The organism is Streptomyces sp. DSM 120436 (assembly GCF_055778765.1).
The window spans coordinates 2,223,035-2,239,552 of sequence record NZ_JBSKBS010000001.1 but is presented as its reverse complement, the minus strand read 5'-3'; the positions used below and the strand labels follow the sequence as shown (position 1 = coordinate 2,239,552).

17 protein-coding genes are annotated in these 16,518 nt (G+C 73.4%); 11 read left to right on the top strand and 6 right to left on the bottom strand.

Features of this window, described 5'->3' with window-relative positions; all coding sequences use genetic code 11:
* The first annotated feature begins 573 nt into the window (after nucleotides 1-573).
* Entirely contained in the window at nucleotides 574-2,208 is a 1,635-nt protein-coding gene (locus tag ACWH4W_RS10355) for a phospho-sugar mutase (protein ID WP_473075472.1), read from the top strand.
* A gap of 164 nt (nucleotides 2,209-2,372) precedes the next feature.
* Here ACWH4W_RS10355 and ACWH4W_RS10350 read toward each other — a convergent pair whose 3' ends face one another.
* Nucleotides 2,373-3,104: a PH domain-containing protein gene (locus tag ACWH4W_RS10350; protein ID WP_473075471.1), complete on the bottom strand. Its 732-nt coding sequence runs from the start codon at nucleotides 3,102-3,104 to the stop codon at nucleotides 2,373-2,375.
* A 147-nt stretch (nucleotides 3,105-3,251) separates the two neighbouring features.
* Between ACWH4W_RS10350 and deoC the strand changes: the two genes are divergently transcribed.
* Genes deoC through ACWH4W_RS10335 form a run of 3 tightly spaced genes read left to right on the top strand, consistent with a single transcriptional unit; the run spans nucleotide 3,252 to nucleotide 6,542 of the window.
* A complete protein-coding gene (gene deoC, locus ACWH4W_RS10345) occupies nucleotides 3,252-4,202 on the top strand; it encodes a deoxyribose-phosphate aldolase (protein ID WP_473075470.1) in 951 nt (316 codons plus the stop codon).
* 5 nt (nucleotides 4,203-4,207) lie between these two features.
* Entirely contained in the window at nucleotides 4,208-5,644 is a 1,437-nt protein-coding gene (locus ACWH4W_RS10340) for an aldehyde dehydrogenase family protein (RefSeq protein WP_473075469.1), read from the top strand.
* Nucleotides 5,637-6,542 carry an aldehyde dehydrogenase family protein gene (locus tag ACWH4W_RS10335; RefSeq protein ID WP_473075468.1) on the top strand — a complete coding sequence of 302 codons (906 nt, stop codon included), beginning with the start codon at nucleotides 5,637-5,639 and terminating at the stop codon, nucleotides 6,540-6,542. Before ACWH4W_RS10340 ends, ACWH4W_RS10335 begins: the two co-directional genes overlap by 8 nt.
* An 86-nt stretch (nucleotides 6,543-6,628) precedes the next feature.
* On the opposite strand, the gene ACWH4W_RS10330 is transcribed toward ACWH4W_RS10335, so the two are convergent.
* On the bottom strand, nucleotides 6,629-6,967 hold the full coding sequence (locus ACWH4W_RS10330; protein WP_473075467.1) for a hypothetical protein: 339 nt from the start codon (nucleotides 6,965-6,967) through the stop codon (nucleotides 6,629-6,631).
* 59 nt (nucleotides 6,968-7,026) lie between these two features.
* On the opposite strand from ACWH4W_RS10330, the gene ACWH4W_RS10325 reads away from it, so the two are divergent.
* Nucleotides 7,027-7,731: a uridine kinase family protein gene (locus ACWH4W_RS10325; protein ID WP_473075466.1), complete on the top strand. Its 705-nt coding sequence runs from the start codon at nucleotides 7,027-7,029 to the stop codon at nucleotides 7,729-7,731.
* Between the two features lie 255 nt (nucleotides 7,732-7,986).
* Here ACWH4W_RS10325 and ACWH4W_RS10320 read toward each other — a convergent pair whose 3' ends face one another.
* Complete coding sequence (locus ACWH4W_RS10320) at nucleotides 7,987-8,724, bottom strand: SigE family RNA polymerase sigma factor (protein ID WP_473075465.1); 738 nt, start codon at nucleotides 8,722-8,724, stop codon at nucleotides 7,987-7,989.
* A 238-nt stretch (nucleotides 8,725-8,962) separates the two neighbouring features.
* Between ACWH4W_RS10320 and afsQ1 the strand changes: the two genes are divergently transcribed.
* From afsQ1 to ACWH4W_RS10295, 5 genes are all read left to right on the top strand, one after another.
* The gene (afsQ1, locus tag ACWH4W_RS10315) at nucleotides 8,963-9,640 is read left to right on the top strand and encodes a two-component system response regulator AfsQ1 (RefSeq protein ID WP_473075464.1); all 678 of its coding nucleotides are present in this window, start codon (nucleotides 8,963-8,965) and stop codon (nucleotides 9,638-9,640) included.
* Nucleotides 9,637-11,247: an ATP-binding protein gene (locus tag ACWH4W_RS10310; RefSeq protein WP_473075463.1), complete on the top strand. Its 1,611-nt coding sequence runs from the start codon at nucleotides 9,637-9,639 to the stop codon at nucleotides 11,245-11,247. Before afsQ1 ends, ACWH4W_RS10310 begins: the two co-directional genes overlap by 4 nt.
* The gene (locus tag ACWH4W_RS10305) at nucleotides 11,247-11,864 is read left to right on the top strand and encodes a hypothetical protein (protein WP_473075462.1); all 618 of its coding nucleotides are present in this window, start codon (nucleotides 11,247-11,249) and stop codon (nucleotides 11,862-11,864) included. Before ACWH4W_RS10310 ends, ACWH4W_RS10305 begins: the two co-directional genes overlap by 1 nt.
* Nucleotides 11,865-11,970: 106 nt before the next feature.
* Nucleotides 11,971-12,552, top strand: coding sequence for a VanZ family protein (locus tag ACWH4W_RS10300; RefSeq protein WP_473077463.1), 582 nt, complete (start codon nucleotides 11,971-11,973; stop codon nucleotides 12,550-12,552).
* Nucleotides 12,553-12,610: 58 nt separating this feature from the next.
* Entirely contained in the window at nucleotides 12,611-12,811 is a 201-nt protein-coding gene (locus tag ACWH4W_RS10295) for a PspC domain-containing protein (RefSeq protein ID WP_473075461.1), read from the top strand.
* Between the two features lie 166 nt (nucleotides 12,812-12,977).
* Here ACWH4W_RS10295 and ACWH4W_RS10290 read toward each other — a convergent pair whose 3' ends face one another.
* Both ACWH4W_RS10290 and ACWH4W_RS10285 read right to left on the bottom strand, forming a co-directional pair.
* Nucleotides 12,978-13,328 (bottom strand): ATP-binding protein, encoded by a 351-nt coding sequence (locus ACWH4W_RS10290; RefSeq protein ID WP_473075460.1) that lies wholly within the window; start codon nucleotides 13,326-13,328, stop codon nucleotides 12,978-12,980.
* A 138-nt stretch (nucleotides 13,329-13,466) separates the two neighbouring features.
* A complete protein-coding gene (locus tag ACWH4W_RS10285) occupies nucleotides 13,467-14,624 on the bottom strand; it encodes an adenosine deaminase (protein ID WP_473075459.1) in 1,158 nt (385 codons plus the stop codon).
* A 112-nt stretch (nucleotides 14,625-14,736) separates the two neighbouring features.
* On the opposite strand from ACWH4W_RS10285, the gene ACWH4W_RS10280 reads away from it, so the two are divergent.
* The gene (locus tag ACWH4W_RS10280; protein WP_473075458.1) at nucleotides 14,737-15,495 is read left to right on the top strand and encodes an alpha/beta hydrolase family protein; all 759 of its coding nucleotides are present in this window, start codon (nucleotides 14,737-14,739) and stop codon (nucleotides 15,493-15,495) included.
* Nucleotides 15,496-15,508: 13 nt separating this feature from the next.
* Here ACWH4W_RS10280 and ACWH4W_RS10275 read toward each other — a convergent pair whose 3' ends face one another.
* A complete protein-coding gene (locus ACWH4W_RS10275; protein WP_473075457.1) occupies nucleotides 15,509-16,471 on the bottom strand; it encodes a LysR family transcriptional regulator in 963 nt (320 codons plus the stop codon).
* Nucleotides 16,472-16,518 lie beyond the last annotated feature (47 nt).

The following is a 16,518-nucleotide window of genomic DNA, read 5'->3' as shown; positions in this document are numbered from 1 at the left end:
CCGGGGGGTGTTCGCTCGACCCGGCGCCGGCGGAGCGCCTCCCCCGGAGGGGGCGCCTCCCAGGCCCTCAAGGCACTGCGGAGACACGACTGCCCGCAGTCGGCGAAGGGCCGCGCCTGACCGTCCGGCCGGGGCGGGAGCCGCGTACGGCGAGGCGGGGAACCTGGCGTGGGCGGGGCGTAGCCGCGTACGGCGGGGAGGGGACGGAGTGGGGGTGGGCGCCCGCAGCGGCTGGCGCGTCCACGCCCTTCACTCACCAAGACGCACTCTCGCGCCAGACCGAGGACGACCGCCCCCACCGCGGCCCCGCACCACCCACCCCCCGTAGGCGCTACACCCGCCCCCACCGCACAGCAACCCTGCGCCGCAGGCGTAGAACCGCACCCCCACCGCACAGCAACCCTGCGCCGCAGGCGTAGAACCGCACCCCCACCGCACAGCAACCCTGCGCCGCAGGCATCAGACCGCGCCCCCCACCGGACCTCCCTCACCGGGCGGAACCCCGCACCACACGCATGAACCCCCCACCCCCAGGAACCTGACCACACGACCACCCAGAGAGGCCGACCGACCGTGGAACACGACGCGCTCATCGCACAGGCCCGGGCATGGCTCGCCGAGGACCCCGACCCGGACACCCGCGAGGAACTCGCCCGCCTCATCGACTCCGGCGACCACGCCGAACTCACCGCCCGCTTCGCCGGCACCCTCCAGTTCGGCACCGCCGGCCTCCGCGGCGAGCTCGGCGCCGGCCCCCTCCGCATGAACCGCTCCGTGGTCATCCGCGCCGCCGCCGGACTCGCCGCGTACCTCAAGAGGAACGGCCACACCAACGGCCTCGTCGTCATCGGCTACGACGCCCGCCACAAGTCGCGGACCTTCGCCGAGGACACCGCCGCCGTCATGACCGGCGCCGGCCTCCGCGCCGCCGTCCTCCCCCGCCCCCTCCCCACCCCCGTCCTCGCCTTCGCCATCCGGCACCTCGGCGCGGTCGCCGGTGTGGAGGTCACCGCCAGCCACAACCCGCCCCGCGACAACGGCTACAAGGTGTACCTGGGCGACGGCTCCCAGATCGTCCCCCCGGCGGACGCGGAGATCGCCGCGGAGATCGAGGCGATCGCCTCCCTCACCGCCGTCCCCCGCCCCACCACCGGCTGGGAGACCCTCGACGACACCGTCCTGGACGCCTACCTCGCCCGCACGGACGCCGTCCTCTCCCAGGACTCCCCCCGCACCGCCCGCACCGTCTACACCGCGATGCACGGCGTGGGCAAGGACGTCCTCCTCGCCGCCTTCGCCCGAGCCGGCTTCCCGGCCCCCGACCTCGTCACCGAGCAGGCCGACCCCGACCCGGACTTCCCGACCGTCGCGTTCCCCAACCCGGAGGAGCCCGGCGCGATGGACCTGGCCTTCGCGAAGGCCCGCGAGACCGACCCCGACCTGGTCATCGCCAACGACCCGGACGCCGACCGCTGCGCCGCCGCCGTCAAGGACGGCGGCGCCTGGCGCATGCTCCGCGGCGACGAGGTCGGCGCGCTCCTCGCCGCCCACCTGGTCCGCCGCGGCGCGACCGGCGCCTTCGCGGAGTCGATCGTCTCCTCCAGCCTGCTCGGCCGCATCGCCGAAAAGGCGGGCCTCCCCTACGAGGAGACCCTGACCGGCTTCAAGTGGATCGCCCGCGTCGACGGCCTGCGCTACGGCTACGAGGAGGCCCTCGGCTACTGCGTGGACCCGGACGGCGTACGCGACAAGGACGGCATCACCGCGGCCCTCCTCCTCACGGAACTGGCGTCCGAGCTCAAGGCCGAGCACCGCACGCTCCTCGACCTCCTCGACGACCTCGCCGTGGAGCACGGCCTGCACGCCACGGACCAGCTCAGCGTCCGCGTGCAGGACCTCGGCCTGATCGCCGCCGCGATGCGCCGCCTGCGCGAGCAGCCCCCCACGGAGCTGGCGGGCCTGCGCATCACGAAGGCGGAGGACCTCACCGAGGGCACGGAGAAGCTGCCGCCCACGGACGGCCTCCGCTACACGCTGGACGGCGCGCGGGTGGTCGTCCGCCCCAGCGGCACGGAGCCGAAGCTGAAGTGCTACCTGGAGGTGGTGGTCCCGGTGGCCGCCAAGGCGGACCTCCCCGAGGCCCGTACCGAGGCGACAGCGCTCCTGACCACGATCAAGCAGGACCTGTCCAGGGCAGCGGGCATCTGAGAACAACCCCCCGAACAGCCCCCCACGGGACACGGCAGCGGGGGCGGCCGAAGACCGCCCCCGCTGCCGACGGACCGCCCCCGCTGCCGACGGACCGCCCCGCTGCCGACGGACCGCCCCGCTGCCGACGGATCACCCGACTGCCGACGCACCGCGACGAAACGTCAGCCCAGCCCCCACAGCACACCCAGCAGCACAGCCCCCGCCACGGCGGGCGCGATGATCTCGTAGGCCCACCGCACGGTGACCTCCCCCTGCGCGCCCGCCTCCTCCTGCCGCCGCTCGTGCAGCTCACGCAGCTCGTCCATGGCCTGGTCGGTCTCGGCCCGCCGGGGTCCGCCCGCGGCCACGGCGGCGCCCGCGCCCAGATCGGCGCCCACCGCACCCCCGAGACCTCCGCGGCCGCCACGGCCTCCGCTCCCCTGCCCCGCCTCGGCGCGCGCCGCCCGCGCGGCCGCCCGCGACTCCTGCCGTGCGGCCTTGCTGCGGGCCCGCAGGGAGACGGGCAGCGCCCACAGCTGGTACTTCGTGCCGGAGTCGTCGACGACCTCGTTGGAGAACCCGGACCGCAGCGAGGCGACCCGCCCCCACGGCAGCACGATCAGCCGCAGCGGGTTGCGGACGCGCAGCCGGTCGTCGTTGACGTGGATGGCGGGCCGCACGGTGTAGGCGAAGACCGGGGGAGCGAGGAGGAGCAGGACGGCGAGGGCCAGCCACGGGGTGCGGCCTTCGCCGGTGACGACCGCGTCGATGCCGAGCCAGCCGATGACGGCGAGCACCAGCACGCCGCCGGCGACGCCCGCGGGCGAGCGGTAGACGCGGTCCTTGTACTGGGTGGTCGCGGTCCCGGCGGGCTTCGTGGGCTTCGGTTCGCGCGACGGGTCGGGGGTCGTCATGCCTCCGATTCTGCACGACTGCCGCGCCCGGCCCGAAGGCACTCCTCCGCTCCCGCCCCGACCGGAACTCCCGCCCCGGCCCGCGCTCCGGATCCCGGTCCGGGGCTGTACAGCAGCTACGCGCGTAGATATGCTCGTCTGGTGACCATGCCCACCACTGCACCCCACGCTCTGAGCGACGTCACCGCGTCCGACAGCACGCTGCGCCGTTTCCTCCACGGGCTGCCCGGCGTCGACGCGGTCGGCCTGGAGGCGCGTGCCGCCTCCCTCGGCACCCGCTCGATCAAGACGACCGCGAAGGCGTACGCCATCGACCTCGCCATCTCGATGGTCGACCTGACGACGCTGGAAGGCGCGGACACCCCGGGCAAGGTCCGGGCGCTCGGCGCGAAGGCGGTCCGCCCCGACCCGACCGACCGCTCGACGCCCGCCACGGCCGCGGTCTGCGTCTACCCCGACATGGTGGCCACGGCGAAGGAGGCCGTCGCCGGCTCCGGCGTCAAGGTCGCCTCCGTCGCCACCGCGTTCCCGGCCGGCCGCGCCCCGATCGCCGTGAAGCTGGCGGACGTCCGTGAGGCCGTCGCCGCCGGAGCGGACGAGATCGACATGGTCATCGACCGCGGCGCGTTCCTCGCGGGGAACTACCGGAAGGTGTACGACGAGATCACCGCCGTGAAGGAGGCCTGCGGGAGCGCCCGCCTGAAGGTCATCTTCGAGACCGGCGAGCTGTCGACGTACGACAACATCCGCCGCGCGAGCTGGCTCGGCATGCTGGCCGGGGCGGACTTCATCAAGACCTCGACCGGCAAGGTCGCGGTGAACGCGACCCCGGCGAACACCCTCCTGATGCTGGAGGCGGTGCGCGACTTCCGCGCGCAGACCGGCGTCCAGGTCGGTGTGAAGCCGGCCGGCGGCATCCGCACCAGCAAGGACGCGATCAAGTTCCTGGTCCTGGTCAACGAGACCGCGGGCGAGGACTGGCTGGACAACCACTGGTTCCGCTTCGGCGCCTCCTCGCTGCTGAACGACCTGCTGCTGCAGCGTCAGAAGCTGGCCACCGGCCGCTACTCCGGCCCCGACTACGTGACGGTGGACTGATCACCATGGCACCTGTTTTCGACTACGCCCCGGCGCCCGAGTCCCGCTCGGTCGTCGACATCGCCCCGTCCTACGGCCTGTTCATCGACGGCGAGTTCACCGAGGCGGCCGGCGGCAAGGTCTTCAAGACCGTCTCCCCCTCCACGGAGGAGGTCCTCTCCGAGGTCGCCGAGGCCGCGGAGGAGGACGTCGACCGGGCCGTGAAGGCCGCCCGCAGGGCCTTCGAGAAGTGGTCGGCGCTCCCCGGCTCCGAGCGCGCGAAGTACCTCTTCCGCATCGCCCGGATCATCCAGGAGCGCAGCCGCGAGCTGGCCGTCCTGGAGACCCTGGACAACGGCAAGCCGATCAGGGAGACCCGTGACGCGGACCTCCCGCTGGTCGCCGCGCACTTCTTCTACTACGCGGGCTGGGCCGACAAGCTGGAGCACGCCGGCTACGGCGCGCACCCGAGGCCGCTGGGCGTGGCCGGCCAGGTCATCCCCTGGAACTTCCCCCTCCTCATGCTGGCGTGGAAGATCGCCCCCGCGCTCGCGACGGGCAACACGGTGGTGCTGAAGCCCGCCGAGACCACCCCGCTCTCGGCCCTGTTCTTCGCGGACATCTGCCGTCAGGCGGGTCTGCCGAGGGGCGTCGTCAACATCGTCACCGGTGACGGCCGCGCCGGGGCCGCGCTGGTCGCCCACCCGGACGTGAACAAGGTCGCCTTCACCGGTTCGACCGCCGTCGGCAAGGAGATCGCGCGCACGGTCGCGGGCACCCGCAAGAAGCTGACGCTGGAGCTGGGCGGCAAGGGCGCCAACATCGTCTTCGACGACGCGCCGGTCGACCAGGCCGTCGAGGGCATCGTCAACGGCATCTTCTTCAACCAGGGCCAGGTCTGCTGCGCGGGCTCGCGCCTGCTGGTCCAGGAGTCGGTCCACGACGAGGTGCTGGACTCCCTGAAGCGCCGGCTGTCCACACTGCGCCTCGGCGACCCGCTGGACAAGAACACCGACATCGGCGCGATCAACTCCGCGGAGCAGCTGGCGCGGATCACCGCGCTGGCCGAGCAGGGCGAGGCGGAGGGCGCCGAGCGCTGGTCGCCGGCCTGCGAACTTCCGGAGAACGGCTACTGGTTCGCCCCGACGCTGTTCACGGGCGTCACCCAGGCGCACACCATCGCCCGTGACGAGATCTTCGGCCCGGTGCTGTCGGTGCTGACGTTCCGCACGCCCGACGAGGCGGTCGCCAAGGCCAACAACACCCCGTACGGCCTGTCGGCGGGCATCTGGACCGAGAAGGGTTCGCGGATCCTGGCGGTGGCGAACAAGCTCCGCGCGGGCGTGATCTGGTCCAACACGTTCAACAAGTTCGACCCGACCTCGCCGTTCGGCGGCTACAAGGAGTCGGGCTTCGGCCGCGAGGGCGGCCGCCACGGCCTGGAGGCGTACCTCGATGTCTGACAAGCCCGAGAAGACCGAGCGACTCTCCGTCTTCAAGACCTACAAGCTGTACGTCGGCGGGAAGTTCCCGCGTTCCGAGAGCGGCCGGGTGTACGAGGTGACTGACGCCAAGGGCGAGTGGCTGGCCAACGCACCGCAGTCGTCCCGCAAGGACGCCCGTGACGCGGTGGTCGCGGCCCGCAAGGCGTTCGGCGCCTGGTCCGGCGCGACGGCGTACAACCGCGGCCAGATCCTGTACCGGATCGCGGAGATGCTGGAGGGCCGCCGGGACCAGTACGTCCGGGAGGTCGGCGAGGCCGAGGGCCTGTCGAGGTCGAAGGCGGCGGCGCAGGTGGACGCGGCGGTCGACCGCTGGGTCTGGTACGCCGGCTGGACCGACAAGATCGCCCAGGTGGTGGGCGGCGGCAACCCGGTCGCGGGCCCGTTCTTCAACCTGTCCTCCCCGGAGCCGACCGGCGTGGTGGCGGTCCTCGCCCCGCAGGAGTCGTCCTTCCTGGGCCTGGTCTCCGTGGTCGCCCCGGTGATCGCGACGGGCAACACGGCGGTGGTGGTCGCGAGCGAGAAGCACCCGCTCCCGGCGCTCTCGCTCGGCGAGGTGCTGGCCACCTCCGACCTGCCCGGCGGTGTGGTCAACATCCTCTCGGGCCGCACGGCGGAGATCGCCGCGCCGCTCGCCGCGCACCAGGACGTCAACGCGATCGACCTGGCGGGCGCCGACGAGGCGCTGGCGAAGGAGCTGGAGATCGCGGCGGCGGACAACCTGAAGCGCGTCCTGCGTCCACAGCCTGTGGACGACTGGGCGGCTACGCCCGGCACGGACCGCATGACGGCCTTCCTGGAGACCAAGACGGTCTGGCACCCGACGGGCTCGCTGGGCGCGTCCGGCTCCGCCTACTGAGCCGCCCCCGGCCCGCACGGCGGGAGCGCCGTGCCCCTCCTCCACCCGGGAGGGGCACGGCGCTCCGCCGTGTCGTGCGCGCCCGGTCAGCCCCTGAGCGCGTCCGTGGCCGGGGCCACCCCCGGGATGCCGTCCACCGACTCCGCCTGGGCGACCGGGCCGGTCACCTCGCGCGAGTCCACCGCGCGGAAGTCGGCGACCTGCGTCGCGACGCCGTTGTCGAGCGGGTCCACGCCGGTGCCCGCGAGCGGGTTGGGCTTGAGGTCCGCGACCGTCCCCACGACCTGGCCGGCGTCGTCGGGCAGCAGCCGCGCCTCCGCGGCGGACGCGGCCGCCGCCCCGACGCCGAGCGCCACCCCGGCCGCCGCGAGAACGGCCGTACCCCGCCGGACGGCGGACGTCCTGGGTGCCTTGTGTCGGGCCATCGCTGTGCCACCTCTTGACTTCGCAGGGTCAACGGTCCGACGCGCAGCGTAGTGGAGATGTGACGCGCGCTTCAAAGCCGGGCCGCCGGGTCGTACACCGCCCGCGCGATGCCTCACACTGGTGTCCCGTGAGTTCCCAGTCGCCCCTATCCGCGCGAGTCGTGCTGCTCTGCGGCCCCTCCGGCTCCGGCAAGTCCCTCGTCTCGGCCCGCTCCGGCCTCCCGGTGCTGCGCCTGGACGACTTCTACAAGGAGGGCGACGACCCGACGCTGCCGCTGGTGGCGGGCACCTCCGACATCGACTGGGACGACCCCGCCTCCTGGGACGCGGACACCGCGGTCGCCGTCATCGAGCACCTGTGCAGGACGCGCACCGCGCAGGTCCCGGTGTACGACATCGCGCTGAGCGCGCGCACCGGTGAGACGACCGTGGACATCGGCGGGACGCCGCTGTTCATCGCCGAGGGCATCTTCGCCGCGGAGATCGTGGAGCGCTGCCGGGAGCTGGGGCTGCTGGCCGACGCGCTGTGCCTGAGCCGGGGTCCGGTGCGGACGTTCCGGCGGCGCTTCCTGCGGGACCTGAAGGAGGGCCGCAAGTCGGTGCCGTTCCTGCTGCGGCGCGGCTGGCGGCTGATGCGTCTCGAGCGGTCGATCGTCGCCCGTCAGACGGCGCTGGGCGCGTACGCCTGCGACCGCGAGGAGGCGCTGAGCCGGCTGGCCGCCGCGGCGGTCGCCGGACGTCCGGCGCCGACGGGCGCCCCCTGAGCGGCCGCGGGACGCGCTTCGACCCAGGCGGCACGACACGAAAAAGCGGGACCGCGTGACGGGCCCCCCGGCCCTGCGCAGTCCCGCTGTTTCCGCACCCCCCGTGGTGCCCCCCTCGCTCCCCCGGACCCCCCGGTCCCCCGTTCACCGCGCGGACGCCCCCCGACGTCCTGGCGGTCCCCCCGTCTCACGCTCCCGGCCCCTCCGGCCCGGGAGCCCCCGGTTCCCCTCGGTCCCCCCTGGTCCCCCGAACCCTCAGGCGACGAGCTCCCCGAAGGCGTTCTCCTCGTCACGGCCGAAGCTGAGGACCTCGTCCTCGCGCAGTCGGCGGAGCGACCGCCAGATGCTGGACTTCACCGTGCCGACACTGATGTTGAGGATGTCCGCGATCTCCGGGTCCGTACGGCCCTCGTAGTAGCGCAGGACCAGCATGGTGCGCTGGAGTTCGGGCAGCCGGGCCAGCGCCTGCCACAGCACGGCGCGCAGCTCGGTGCCGCGCATCGCGTCCGTGTCGCCGGCCGTCTCCGGCAGCTCCTCGGTCGGGTACTCGTTCAGCTTGCGGCGGCGCCACGCGCTGATGTGCAGGTTGGTCATGGTGCGGCGGAGGTACCCGCCGACCGCCGCCTTGTCGCTGATCCGGTCCCACGCCCGGTAGGTCGAGAACAGCGCGCTCTGCAGCAGGTCCTCGGCCTCGAAGCGGTCGCCGGTCAGGTGGTAGGCGGTGGCGTACAGGGAGGCGCGGCGCTCCTGGACGTAGGCGGTGAACTCCGCCTCGCTCACCGAGCGGCGCTCCCCCGGTTCCTCCCTGTACGCGCTTCCCCCGTCGGCGTCCCCCGTGGACGCGTCAACCACCGCCATGATCGCGGTGTGCTGACGCCCGGCGCCGCGAGCGCACCCCCGCATGCCCGCGGCGCCGGACTTCCCGGAACCCCGGTGCACGTCGTGCAGACGCGTGACCACTGCGCTGGTGCTGGTGCCGTGCAGCGTGTTCATCTCGCGCCCCCCGTCGTGGACTTCCGGTGTTCTGCCTGCCGTTGTGCTGTGCAAAAGCTTGCCGCGCCACTTTCATGGCCGTGTCCGCCGACTGTCACAGACCTGTCACAGGGGCCGGCCGCCGTGACCGCGCACGTCCCTCACCGTTCGCGGGGCGCGAAGCGGCACGTGCCGGGCCCGGGGGGCGTGCCTGGCGCACGGGTCGAACAGGAAGCCCTCCATGGGCCAGAATGAGCGCGTGCCTTCCCTGTTGCTGATCGAGGACGACGACGCCATCCGCACGGCCCTGGAGCTCTCACTGACGCGCCAGGGTCACCGCGTGGCGACCGCTGCCAGTGGTGAGGACGGTCTGAAGCTGCTGCGCGAACACCGGCCGGACCTGATCGTGCTGGACGTGATGCTGCCCGGCATCGACGGCTTCGAGGTGTGCCGCCGCATCCGGCGCACGGACCAGCTGCCGATCATCCTGCTCACCGCGCGCAGCGACGACATCGACGTCGTGGTCGGCCTGGAGTCCGGCGCCGACGACTACGTGGTCAAGCCCGTGCAGGGCCGGGTGCTGGACGCCCGGATCCGTGCGGTGCTGCGGCGCGGGGAGCGCGAGTCCAGCGACTCGGCGACCTTCGGCAGTCTGGTCATCGACCGCGCGGCGATGACCGTGACGAAGAACGGCGAGGACCTCCAGCTCACACCGACCGAGCTGCGGCTGCTGCTGGAGCTGAGCCGGCGGCCCGGACAGGCGCTGTCCCGCCAGCAGTTGCTGCGGCTGGTGTGGGAACACGACTACCTCGGCGACTCGCGGCTGGTGGACGCGTGCGTCCAACGGCTGCGGGCCAAGGTCGAGGACGTGCCGTCGTCCCCGACGCTGATCCGCACCGTCCGCGGTGTCGGCTACCGGCTGGATCCGCCTCAGTGACACAGGAGCACCAGGAGGGGAGCCGCGGCTGGTCCGCGGCGCGCAAGGGAGTCTGGTCACGGCTGCGCCTCACGAGCCTGCGCCTGCGGCTGGTCGTCGTGTTCGGCCTGGTCGCGCTGACCGCCGCCGTGTCCGCGTCCGGGATCGCGTACTGGCTGAACCGCGAGTCGGTGCTGACCCGCACGCAGGACGCGGTGCTGCGCGACTTCGAGAAGGAGATGCAGAACCGCGCGGGCGCGCTGCCCGAGCACCCCGCTCAGGACGAACTGCAGCGCACGGCCGGGCAGATGGCCAACAGCAGCCAGCGCTTCACCGTGCTGCTCGTCGCCGAGAACCCCGAGGGCCAGACGGTGTACGGCAGTTCGGGCGGGCTGAACGGCTTCTCGCTGGGCGATGTGCCGGAGTCGCTGCGCGAGGCGGTGACCGAGCGGCAGAAGATCACGTCCGGCAACGCGTACCCGCACCGCCTGTACTGGCAGCGGATCGTCGAGGACGGCACCCCGTACCTGGTGGCCGGGACCAGGCTGATCGGCGGCGGGACGACCGGCTACATGCTGAAGTCGCTGGAGCCGGAGGCGAAGGACCTGAGCTCGCTGGCCTGGTCGCTGGGGATCGCCACCGGTCTGGCGCTGATAGGTTCCGCCCTCCTCGCGCACGCCGCCGCGACGACCGTGCTGAAGCCGGTGCAGCGGCTGGGGACCGCCGCGCGGCGGCTCGGGGAGGGGAAGCTGGACACCCGGCTGAGGGTGTCGGGCACCGACGAACTGGCAGATCTCTCACGGACGTTCAACAAGGCCGCCGAGGCGCTGGAGAAGCGGGTCGCGGACATGGCGGCGCGGGACGAGGCGTCCCGCAGGTTCGTCGCGGACATGAGCCACGAGCTGCGCACCCCGCTGACCGCGATCACCGCGGTCACCGAGGTCCTCGAGGAGGAGCTGGAGTTCGAGGGCGGCGGCATCGACCCGATGATCCAGCCCGCGGTGCGGCTGGTCGTGAGCGAGACGCGGCGGCTGAACAACCTGGTGGAGAACCTGATGGAGGTCACCCGCTTCGACGCGGGCACCGCCCGGCTGGTCCTCGACGACGTCGACGTCGCCGACCAGATAACCGCCTGCATCGACGCGCGGGCCTGGCTGGACGCGGTGGAGCTGGACGCCGAGCGCGGCATCCACGCCCGGCTCGACCCGCGCCGGCTGGACGTCATCCTCGCCAACCTGATCGGCAACGCGCTCAAGCACGGCGGTTCGCCGGTACGGGTGTCCGTGCGGGAGGAGCCCGCCGAGGGCGCCGAGGGGGCGGGCGCGGCGGACGACACGGTCGTCATCCAGGTGCGGGACCACGGGCCGGGCATCCCGGAGGAGGTCCTGCCGCACGTCTTCGACCGCTTCTACAAGGCCAGCGCCTCCCGGCCGCGCTCCGAGGGCAGCGGTCTGGGCCTGTCCATCGCACTGGAGAACGCGCACATCCACGGCGGCGAGATCACGGCGGTCAACTCGCCCGAGGGCGGCGCCGTGTTCACCCTGCGGCTGCCGCGGGACGTGTCCGCCGCGGAGTCCGGGGAGAAGGCCGGCGACGCCGGGACCGAGGGCGCCGAGGGGGACGCCTGATGAGAGGACGACGCAGGGCGGCCCTGTCGGCCGTCGTGGGGGCCGCGGCGCTGGGCGCGCTGCTGTCCGGGTGCGGCATCCGGGCCACGGAGGTGCCGACCGACTTCGGTCCGGCGCCCTCGCGGGTGGGCTGCTCGCTGGGTGAGCCGGAGGGGTCCGGCCGGACCGCGGGCGGGCTGGTGGTGCAGGTGTTCCTGGTGTGCGGGCCGTCGCTGGTGGCCGTGGACCGGGCGGTGCGGGTGCGGGACGGCGCCACGGACGCGCGCCGGGTGCTGGTCGCGCAGGGCCTGATGGACGAGCTGACGCGGGAGCCGACGGCCGCCGAACGGGAGGCCGGCTACACCACGCGGGTACGGCCCGGGACGACCGTGACCGGGCCGCGGGCCGGCGACCCGGAGGACACGCTGCGACTGAGCACGCCGCCCGCCGAGCTGTCGGCCACGGCGCTCGCGCAGATCGTGTGCACCTTCTCCGACTCGGCCGCGGCCGAGGGCGACGGCTCGGTGATCCTGGGCGGCCCCGACGAGGCGACGCCGCGCCGCTACCGGTGCACGGACGACGTACGGGCCCGTCCGGCGGCGGGGAAACCGCCCTCCGCGGAAGCCCTCGGAGGCTGACCCGCCAGGCGCTCGGAGGGACGGCGCCGCGGTGTGGCGCACGCCTCAGCCGTGGAACGGGTGACCCCCCGGAACCGGCCGAGGCGCACGCCGCGTCTTGGGGGTCGTGCAGCGTCAAGGCTTCATCGGCGGCAACGCCGCATCCCGTATCCGTGTGACCGGAGGTGTTCTCCTGGCCGCGCATCTGGCGTTCGTCGCCTGGTACACGCTGCGCCCCCTGGACGTTCCGTGGGTGATGCCCGCCAATCTGCGGCCGCTGGACGGGATCCGGGCCGACTTCGCGCTGGGCTGGGCGACGGGGCTGCGCCGGACCGGGGAGTCGATGGCGCTGCTCGCGCCGCTGGGCGTGCTGCTGCCGATGGCCGGGGGCCGGCTGGCCGTGTCCCGGCTGGGCTCGCTGATCCGCACCATGGCCGCGGCCGCTCTGGTGTCGCTGGCCGTGGAGCTGTTGCAGACCGCGGTGCCGGGCCAGGTGGTGGACGTCGACTCGCTGCTGCTGAACACGGCGGGCGCCGCGCTCGTCCACGCCGCCGTGGTGCCCGCGGGACGTGCCCGGCTGCGCCGCCGGGTGGTCCTGGGGACGGACGGGGCCGCCTTGCGGGAGGAGGCCCCTCCGGGGCGGACCCCGACGATTCCCAGGGTCGGGATCGCCCCGTGGAGTGACGCTTTGCCCCCTTCGTCTCCGTAACGTGGAGGTACGGAGGCAGCCGGACAGGCGGCCTCGCACCGTTCACGAAGGAGTCGCGATGAGCAGCCTCGCCCGCCCGACCGACGGCCGGATGATCGGCGGTGTCTGCGCCGGGCTGGCCCGGCGGTTCGGCACCTCCGCGAAGACGATGCGCGTCGTGTTCCTGGTCTCGTGCCTGCTCCCGGGCCCGCAGTTCCTGCTGTACCTGGCGCTGTGGATCCTGTTGCCCTCGGGGGACAAGGCCCGCACGGCCTGGTAGGGCGGCCGTGCGGCGCCCTCACCCCCGAGGCGCCGCGCGCCGTCCGCCCGGTCCCCTCCGGCATCGTCTCCCCGAGGCTCGCACGGGACCGTGTACCTCCGAGCACGCCGATGGGGCGCGACCCGTTCCCGGGTGCGCCCCATCGGCCCGTCGTCGACCGGGGAGGTCAGCGGCCGCCGCCCAGCGGGACGCCGTTGACGTTGAGGCCCTGGGTCGGCGGCTGGTTCAGCGGCAGCCCGCCGAGGAGACCGGCGCCCGGGACCTTGGAGCCCAGCTCGTCGGCGACCGGCTTGGCGGCCCCGAGGCCCTTGCCGGCCGCGTCCTGGCCCGTCGACAGCGCCTCGGCCGGGCCCGGCAGCGCGCTGGACACCTGGTCCGCCGGCACGGCCTGGGTGACGGTGTCCAGCCCCGGGGCGTCCGGCAGGGCCGGGGCCGCCTGGGCGGCGCCCGCACCGGCGGCGGCGAAGGCGGCACCGAGAGCGGCGACACCGAGGGTCTTGGCAGCAGATTGCTTCATGAAAGGCGTCCTCGACATGGGATACGGGGATGTGAGCGGTGCTGTGACCGTAATCAGGCATCCCCGCCCGCCGCAAACATCGAAATACGGACGGATGGTGAAAGCGTTGCGCGCTCACCTTTCCCGGTGATGCGCTTTTCAGCCGCCCTTGGGGGAGGAATCGCTGGTGGAAGCGGTCTGACGGAACAGCCATTCGGATTTCAGCCCTGCGTATCCGGGCTTGATCACGTCATTGATCATCGCCAGCCGTTCATCGAAAGGAATGAACGCGGACTTCATCGCATTGACGGTGAACCACTGCATGTCGTCGAGCGTGTACCCGAAAGCCTCGACCAGATGCTCGAACTCGCGGCTCATGCTGGTGTGGGACATCAGCCGGTTGTCGGTGTTCACCGTGGCCCGGAAGTGCAGCCGGCGCAGCAGTCCGATCGGGTGCTCGGCGTACGAGGCGGCGGCGCCGGTCTGGAGGTTGGAGCTGGGGCACAGCTCCAGCGGGACGCGCTTGTCCCGGACGTAGGCGGCGAGCCGGCCGAGCTCCACCGTGCCGTCGTCGCGCACCCGGATGTCGTCGATGATCCGCACCCCGTGCCCGAGCCGGTCCGCGCCGCACCACTGGAGCGCCTGCCAGATGGACGGCAGCCCGAACGCCTCGCCGGCGTGGATCGTGAAGTGGTTGTTCTCCCGCTTCAGGTACTCGAAGGCGTCGAGGTGCCGGGTGGGCGGGTAGCCGGCCTCGGCGCCCGCGATGTCGAAGCCGACGACGCCCAGGTCGCGGTAGCGGTTGGCGAGTTCGGCGATCTCCAGGGCGCGGGCGGCGTGCCGCATCGCGGTGAGCAGGGCGCCGACGCGGATGCGGTGGCCGTTCTCCCGGGCCCGCCGCTCGCCCTGGCGGAAGCCCTCGTCGACGGCCTCGACGACCTCCTCCAGGGTCAGCCCGCCGGCGAGGTGCTGCTCGGGCGCGTAGCGCACCTCCGCGTAGACGACGCCGTCCTCGGCGAGGTCCTCGGCGCACTCGGCGGCGACCCGGACCAGCGCGTCGCGGGTCTGCATGACGCCGACGGTGTGCGCGAACGTCTCCAGGTACCGCTCCAGGGAGCCGGAGTCGGCGGCCTGGTGGAACCACAGGGCGAGCTGGTCGGGATCGGTGTGGGGCAGGCCTGTGTAACCCGTCTCCCGGGCCAGGTCGACGACGGTGCCGGGGCGCAGTCCGCCGTCGAGGTGATCGTGCAGCAGAACCTTGGGCGCCCGGCGGATCCGGTCCGCGGTCGGGGCGTTCGCGATGGTCTGGCTCGTCATCTCCGCACCATAACTCCTACGCGCGTAGATCACCCGGCGCGCAAACGTGCCGATACGGAAAGGTGACCGCACGGACGGGTCGCGTGCCCCTGTTTTCTGAGAATGTTCAGCCATGGCACAGCAAGCGACGCCGGTCCGCACGGCCCGGCTGGGGAGGGCGCTCGGCGCGGAGCCGGCCACGGTGAACGGGGTGGTGCTGCTGCTCCCGAACGGGGAGGAGGCCTCCGCCCGCAGACCCTCGCCGATGGCGGCGGTCCCCGTACGCGGCCTGGGGCGCCGGCTGGCCCGCGCGGGACGGGACCGGCATCTCGCCGTCCACGCCGTCCACTACCGCTACCGCGGCTGGAACGGCGACGAGGCGCGCCTCGCGCACGACGCCGCCTGGGCCGCCGACGAGGCCGTGCGGCGCTACGGGGACGTGCCCGTCTGTCTGGTGGGCCTCGGCATGGGCGGCAGGGCGGCGCTGCGCGCGGCGGGCCACGAGGCCGTCACCTCCGTGGTGGCGCTGGCCCCCTGGCTGCCGGAGGAGGACGGGACGGCCCCGGCCGAACCGGTGCGGCAGCTCGCCGGCCGGCAGGTGCTGATCGTGCACGGCACGAACGACGCGCGGACCGACCCCGAACTGTCCTTCCGGCTGGCGGCACGGGCGAAGAAGGCCAACCGTGAGGTGTGCCGCTTCGAAGTGCACGCGGACAGCCACGGGTTGAGCCAGTACCGCGAGGAAGTGCTGGCGCTCGTCGAGGACTTCGTGGTGGGCGTGCTGTTCGGGCGGGCCTTCTCCCGCCCGGTGCAGGACGCGCTGGCGGCGCCCCCGCCGCTGGGGCTGCGGATGCCGCTGGCGGCGGGGTTCGGGACGTCGTCACGGCGCTGAGGCCGCCCCCCTGCTACCCCGGCAGCAGGCTCCCCCGCTTCGACAGCAGGAACTTCTTGAACGCCGCCACCGGGGGCGTGTCCGGGCGGCCCGCCGGCCAGGCCACGCCGATCTCGCGGGCCGCCCTGGGGGCGGTCACCGCCAGTTCGGCCACGCCGGGGCGGGGGAAGGGGGGCGGAGGCAGCAGGGCCACGCCCAGGCCGGCCGCGACCAGGCCGCGCAGGGTCTCGGCCTCCTCGCCCTCGAAGGCGATGCGCGGCGCGAAGCCGGCCCGGGCGCACAGGTCGTCGGTGATGCGGCGCAGTCCGTAGCCGGGTTCCAGGGTCACGAAGGTCTCGTCGGCGGCCTCGGCCAGGCGGACCCGGCGGCGGTCGGCGAGGCGGTGGTCGGCGGGGACGACCAGCCGCAGCTTCTGCTCGTCGAGGCGGCGGGCCACCAGGTCCGGGGCGGACGGCACGGGCGAGGTCAGGCACAGGTCGAGCTCGCCCGCGCGCAGTCCCTCCAGCATGGCCTCGCCGTGGTTCTGCACCAGGCTGAAGCGGATGCCCGGGTGGTCGGCGCGGAAGGCGTGCAGCAGGCCGGGCACGGTCTCGGCGCCCATGGTGTGCAGGAAGCCGAAGGCGACCTTGCCGGTGGCGGGGTCGGCGTCGGCGCGGACCTCCTCGGCGGCGCGTCCGATCTCGTCCAGGGCGCGGTCGACGGAGGCGAGGAAGGTGCGGCCGGCCGGGGTGAGGGAGACGGTGCGGCCGTGCCGGGCGAACAGGTCGACGCCGAGGTCCTCCTCCAGCCGGACCAGGGCGCGGGAGAGGGTGGACTGCGGCACCTGCATCTCCTGGGCGGCCCGGGTGACGTGCTCGGTGCGGGCCACCCCGGCGAAGTGGGCGAGGCGCGGCGCGAGCAGCCGCGCCATCTCCTCCCTGTCTCGTATGTCACCGGTCCGTGACAGCCGACCGCCTGACCTCTGCTGATGCTCCATGGGAACGATTATGGCGATTCCGTGCATTGGACGGATGAGCGGAGGCC

Bases quoted from the DNA above. Each gene is read 5' to 3' on its own strand.
- ACWH4W_RS10280 (WP_473075458.1), top strand. From the start codon at position 14,737: ATGGCACAGCAAGCGACGCCGGTCCGCACGGCCCGGCTGGGGAGGGCG.
- deoC (WP_473075470.1), top strand. From the start codon at position 3,252: ATGCCCACCACTGCACCCCACGCTCTGAGCGACGTCACCGCGTCCGAC.
- ACWH4W_RS10305 (WP_473075462.1), top strand. From the start codon at position 11,247: ATGAGAGGACGACGCAGGGCGGCCCTGTCGGCCGTCGTGGGGGCCGCG.
- ACWH4W_RS10320 (WP_473075465.1), bottom strand. From the start codon at position 8,724: ATGAACACGCTGCACGGCACCAGCACCAGCGCAGTGGTCACGCGTCTG.
- ACWH4W_RS10285 (WP_473075459.1), bottom strand. From the start codon at position 14,624: ATGACGAGCCAGACCATCGCGAACGCCCCGACCGCGGACCGGATCCGC.
- ACWH4W_RS10290 (WP_473075460.1), bottom strand. From the start codon at position 13,328: ATGAAGCAATCTGCTGCCAAGACCCTCGGTGTCGCCGCTCTCGGTGCC.
- ACWH4W_RS10275 (WP_473075457.1), bottom strand. From the start codon at position 16,471: ATGGAGCATCAGCAGAGGTCAGGCGGTCGGCTGTCACGGACCGGTGAC.
- ACWH4W_RS10335 (WP_473075468.1), top strand. From the start codon at position 5,637: ATGTCTGACAAGCCCGAGAAGACCGAGCGACTCTCCGTCTTCAAGACC.
- ACWH4W_RS10350 (WP_473075471.1), bottom strand. From the start codon at position 3,104: ATGACGACCCCCGACCCGTCGCGCGAACCGAAGCCCACGAAGCCCGCC.
- ACWH4W_RS10295 (WP_473075461.1), top strand. From the start codon at position 12,611: ATGAGCAGCCTCGCCCGCCCGACCGACGGCCGGATGATCGGCGGTGTC.
- ACWH4W_RS10330 (WP_473075467.1), bottom strand. From the start codon at position 6,967: ATGGCCCGACACAAGGCACCCAGGACGTCCGCCGTCCGGCGGGGTACG.
- ACWH4W_RS10340 (WP_473075469.1), top strand. From the start codon at position 4,208: ATGGCACCTGTTTTCGACTACGCCCCGGCGCCCGAGTCCCGCTCGGTC.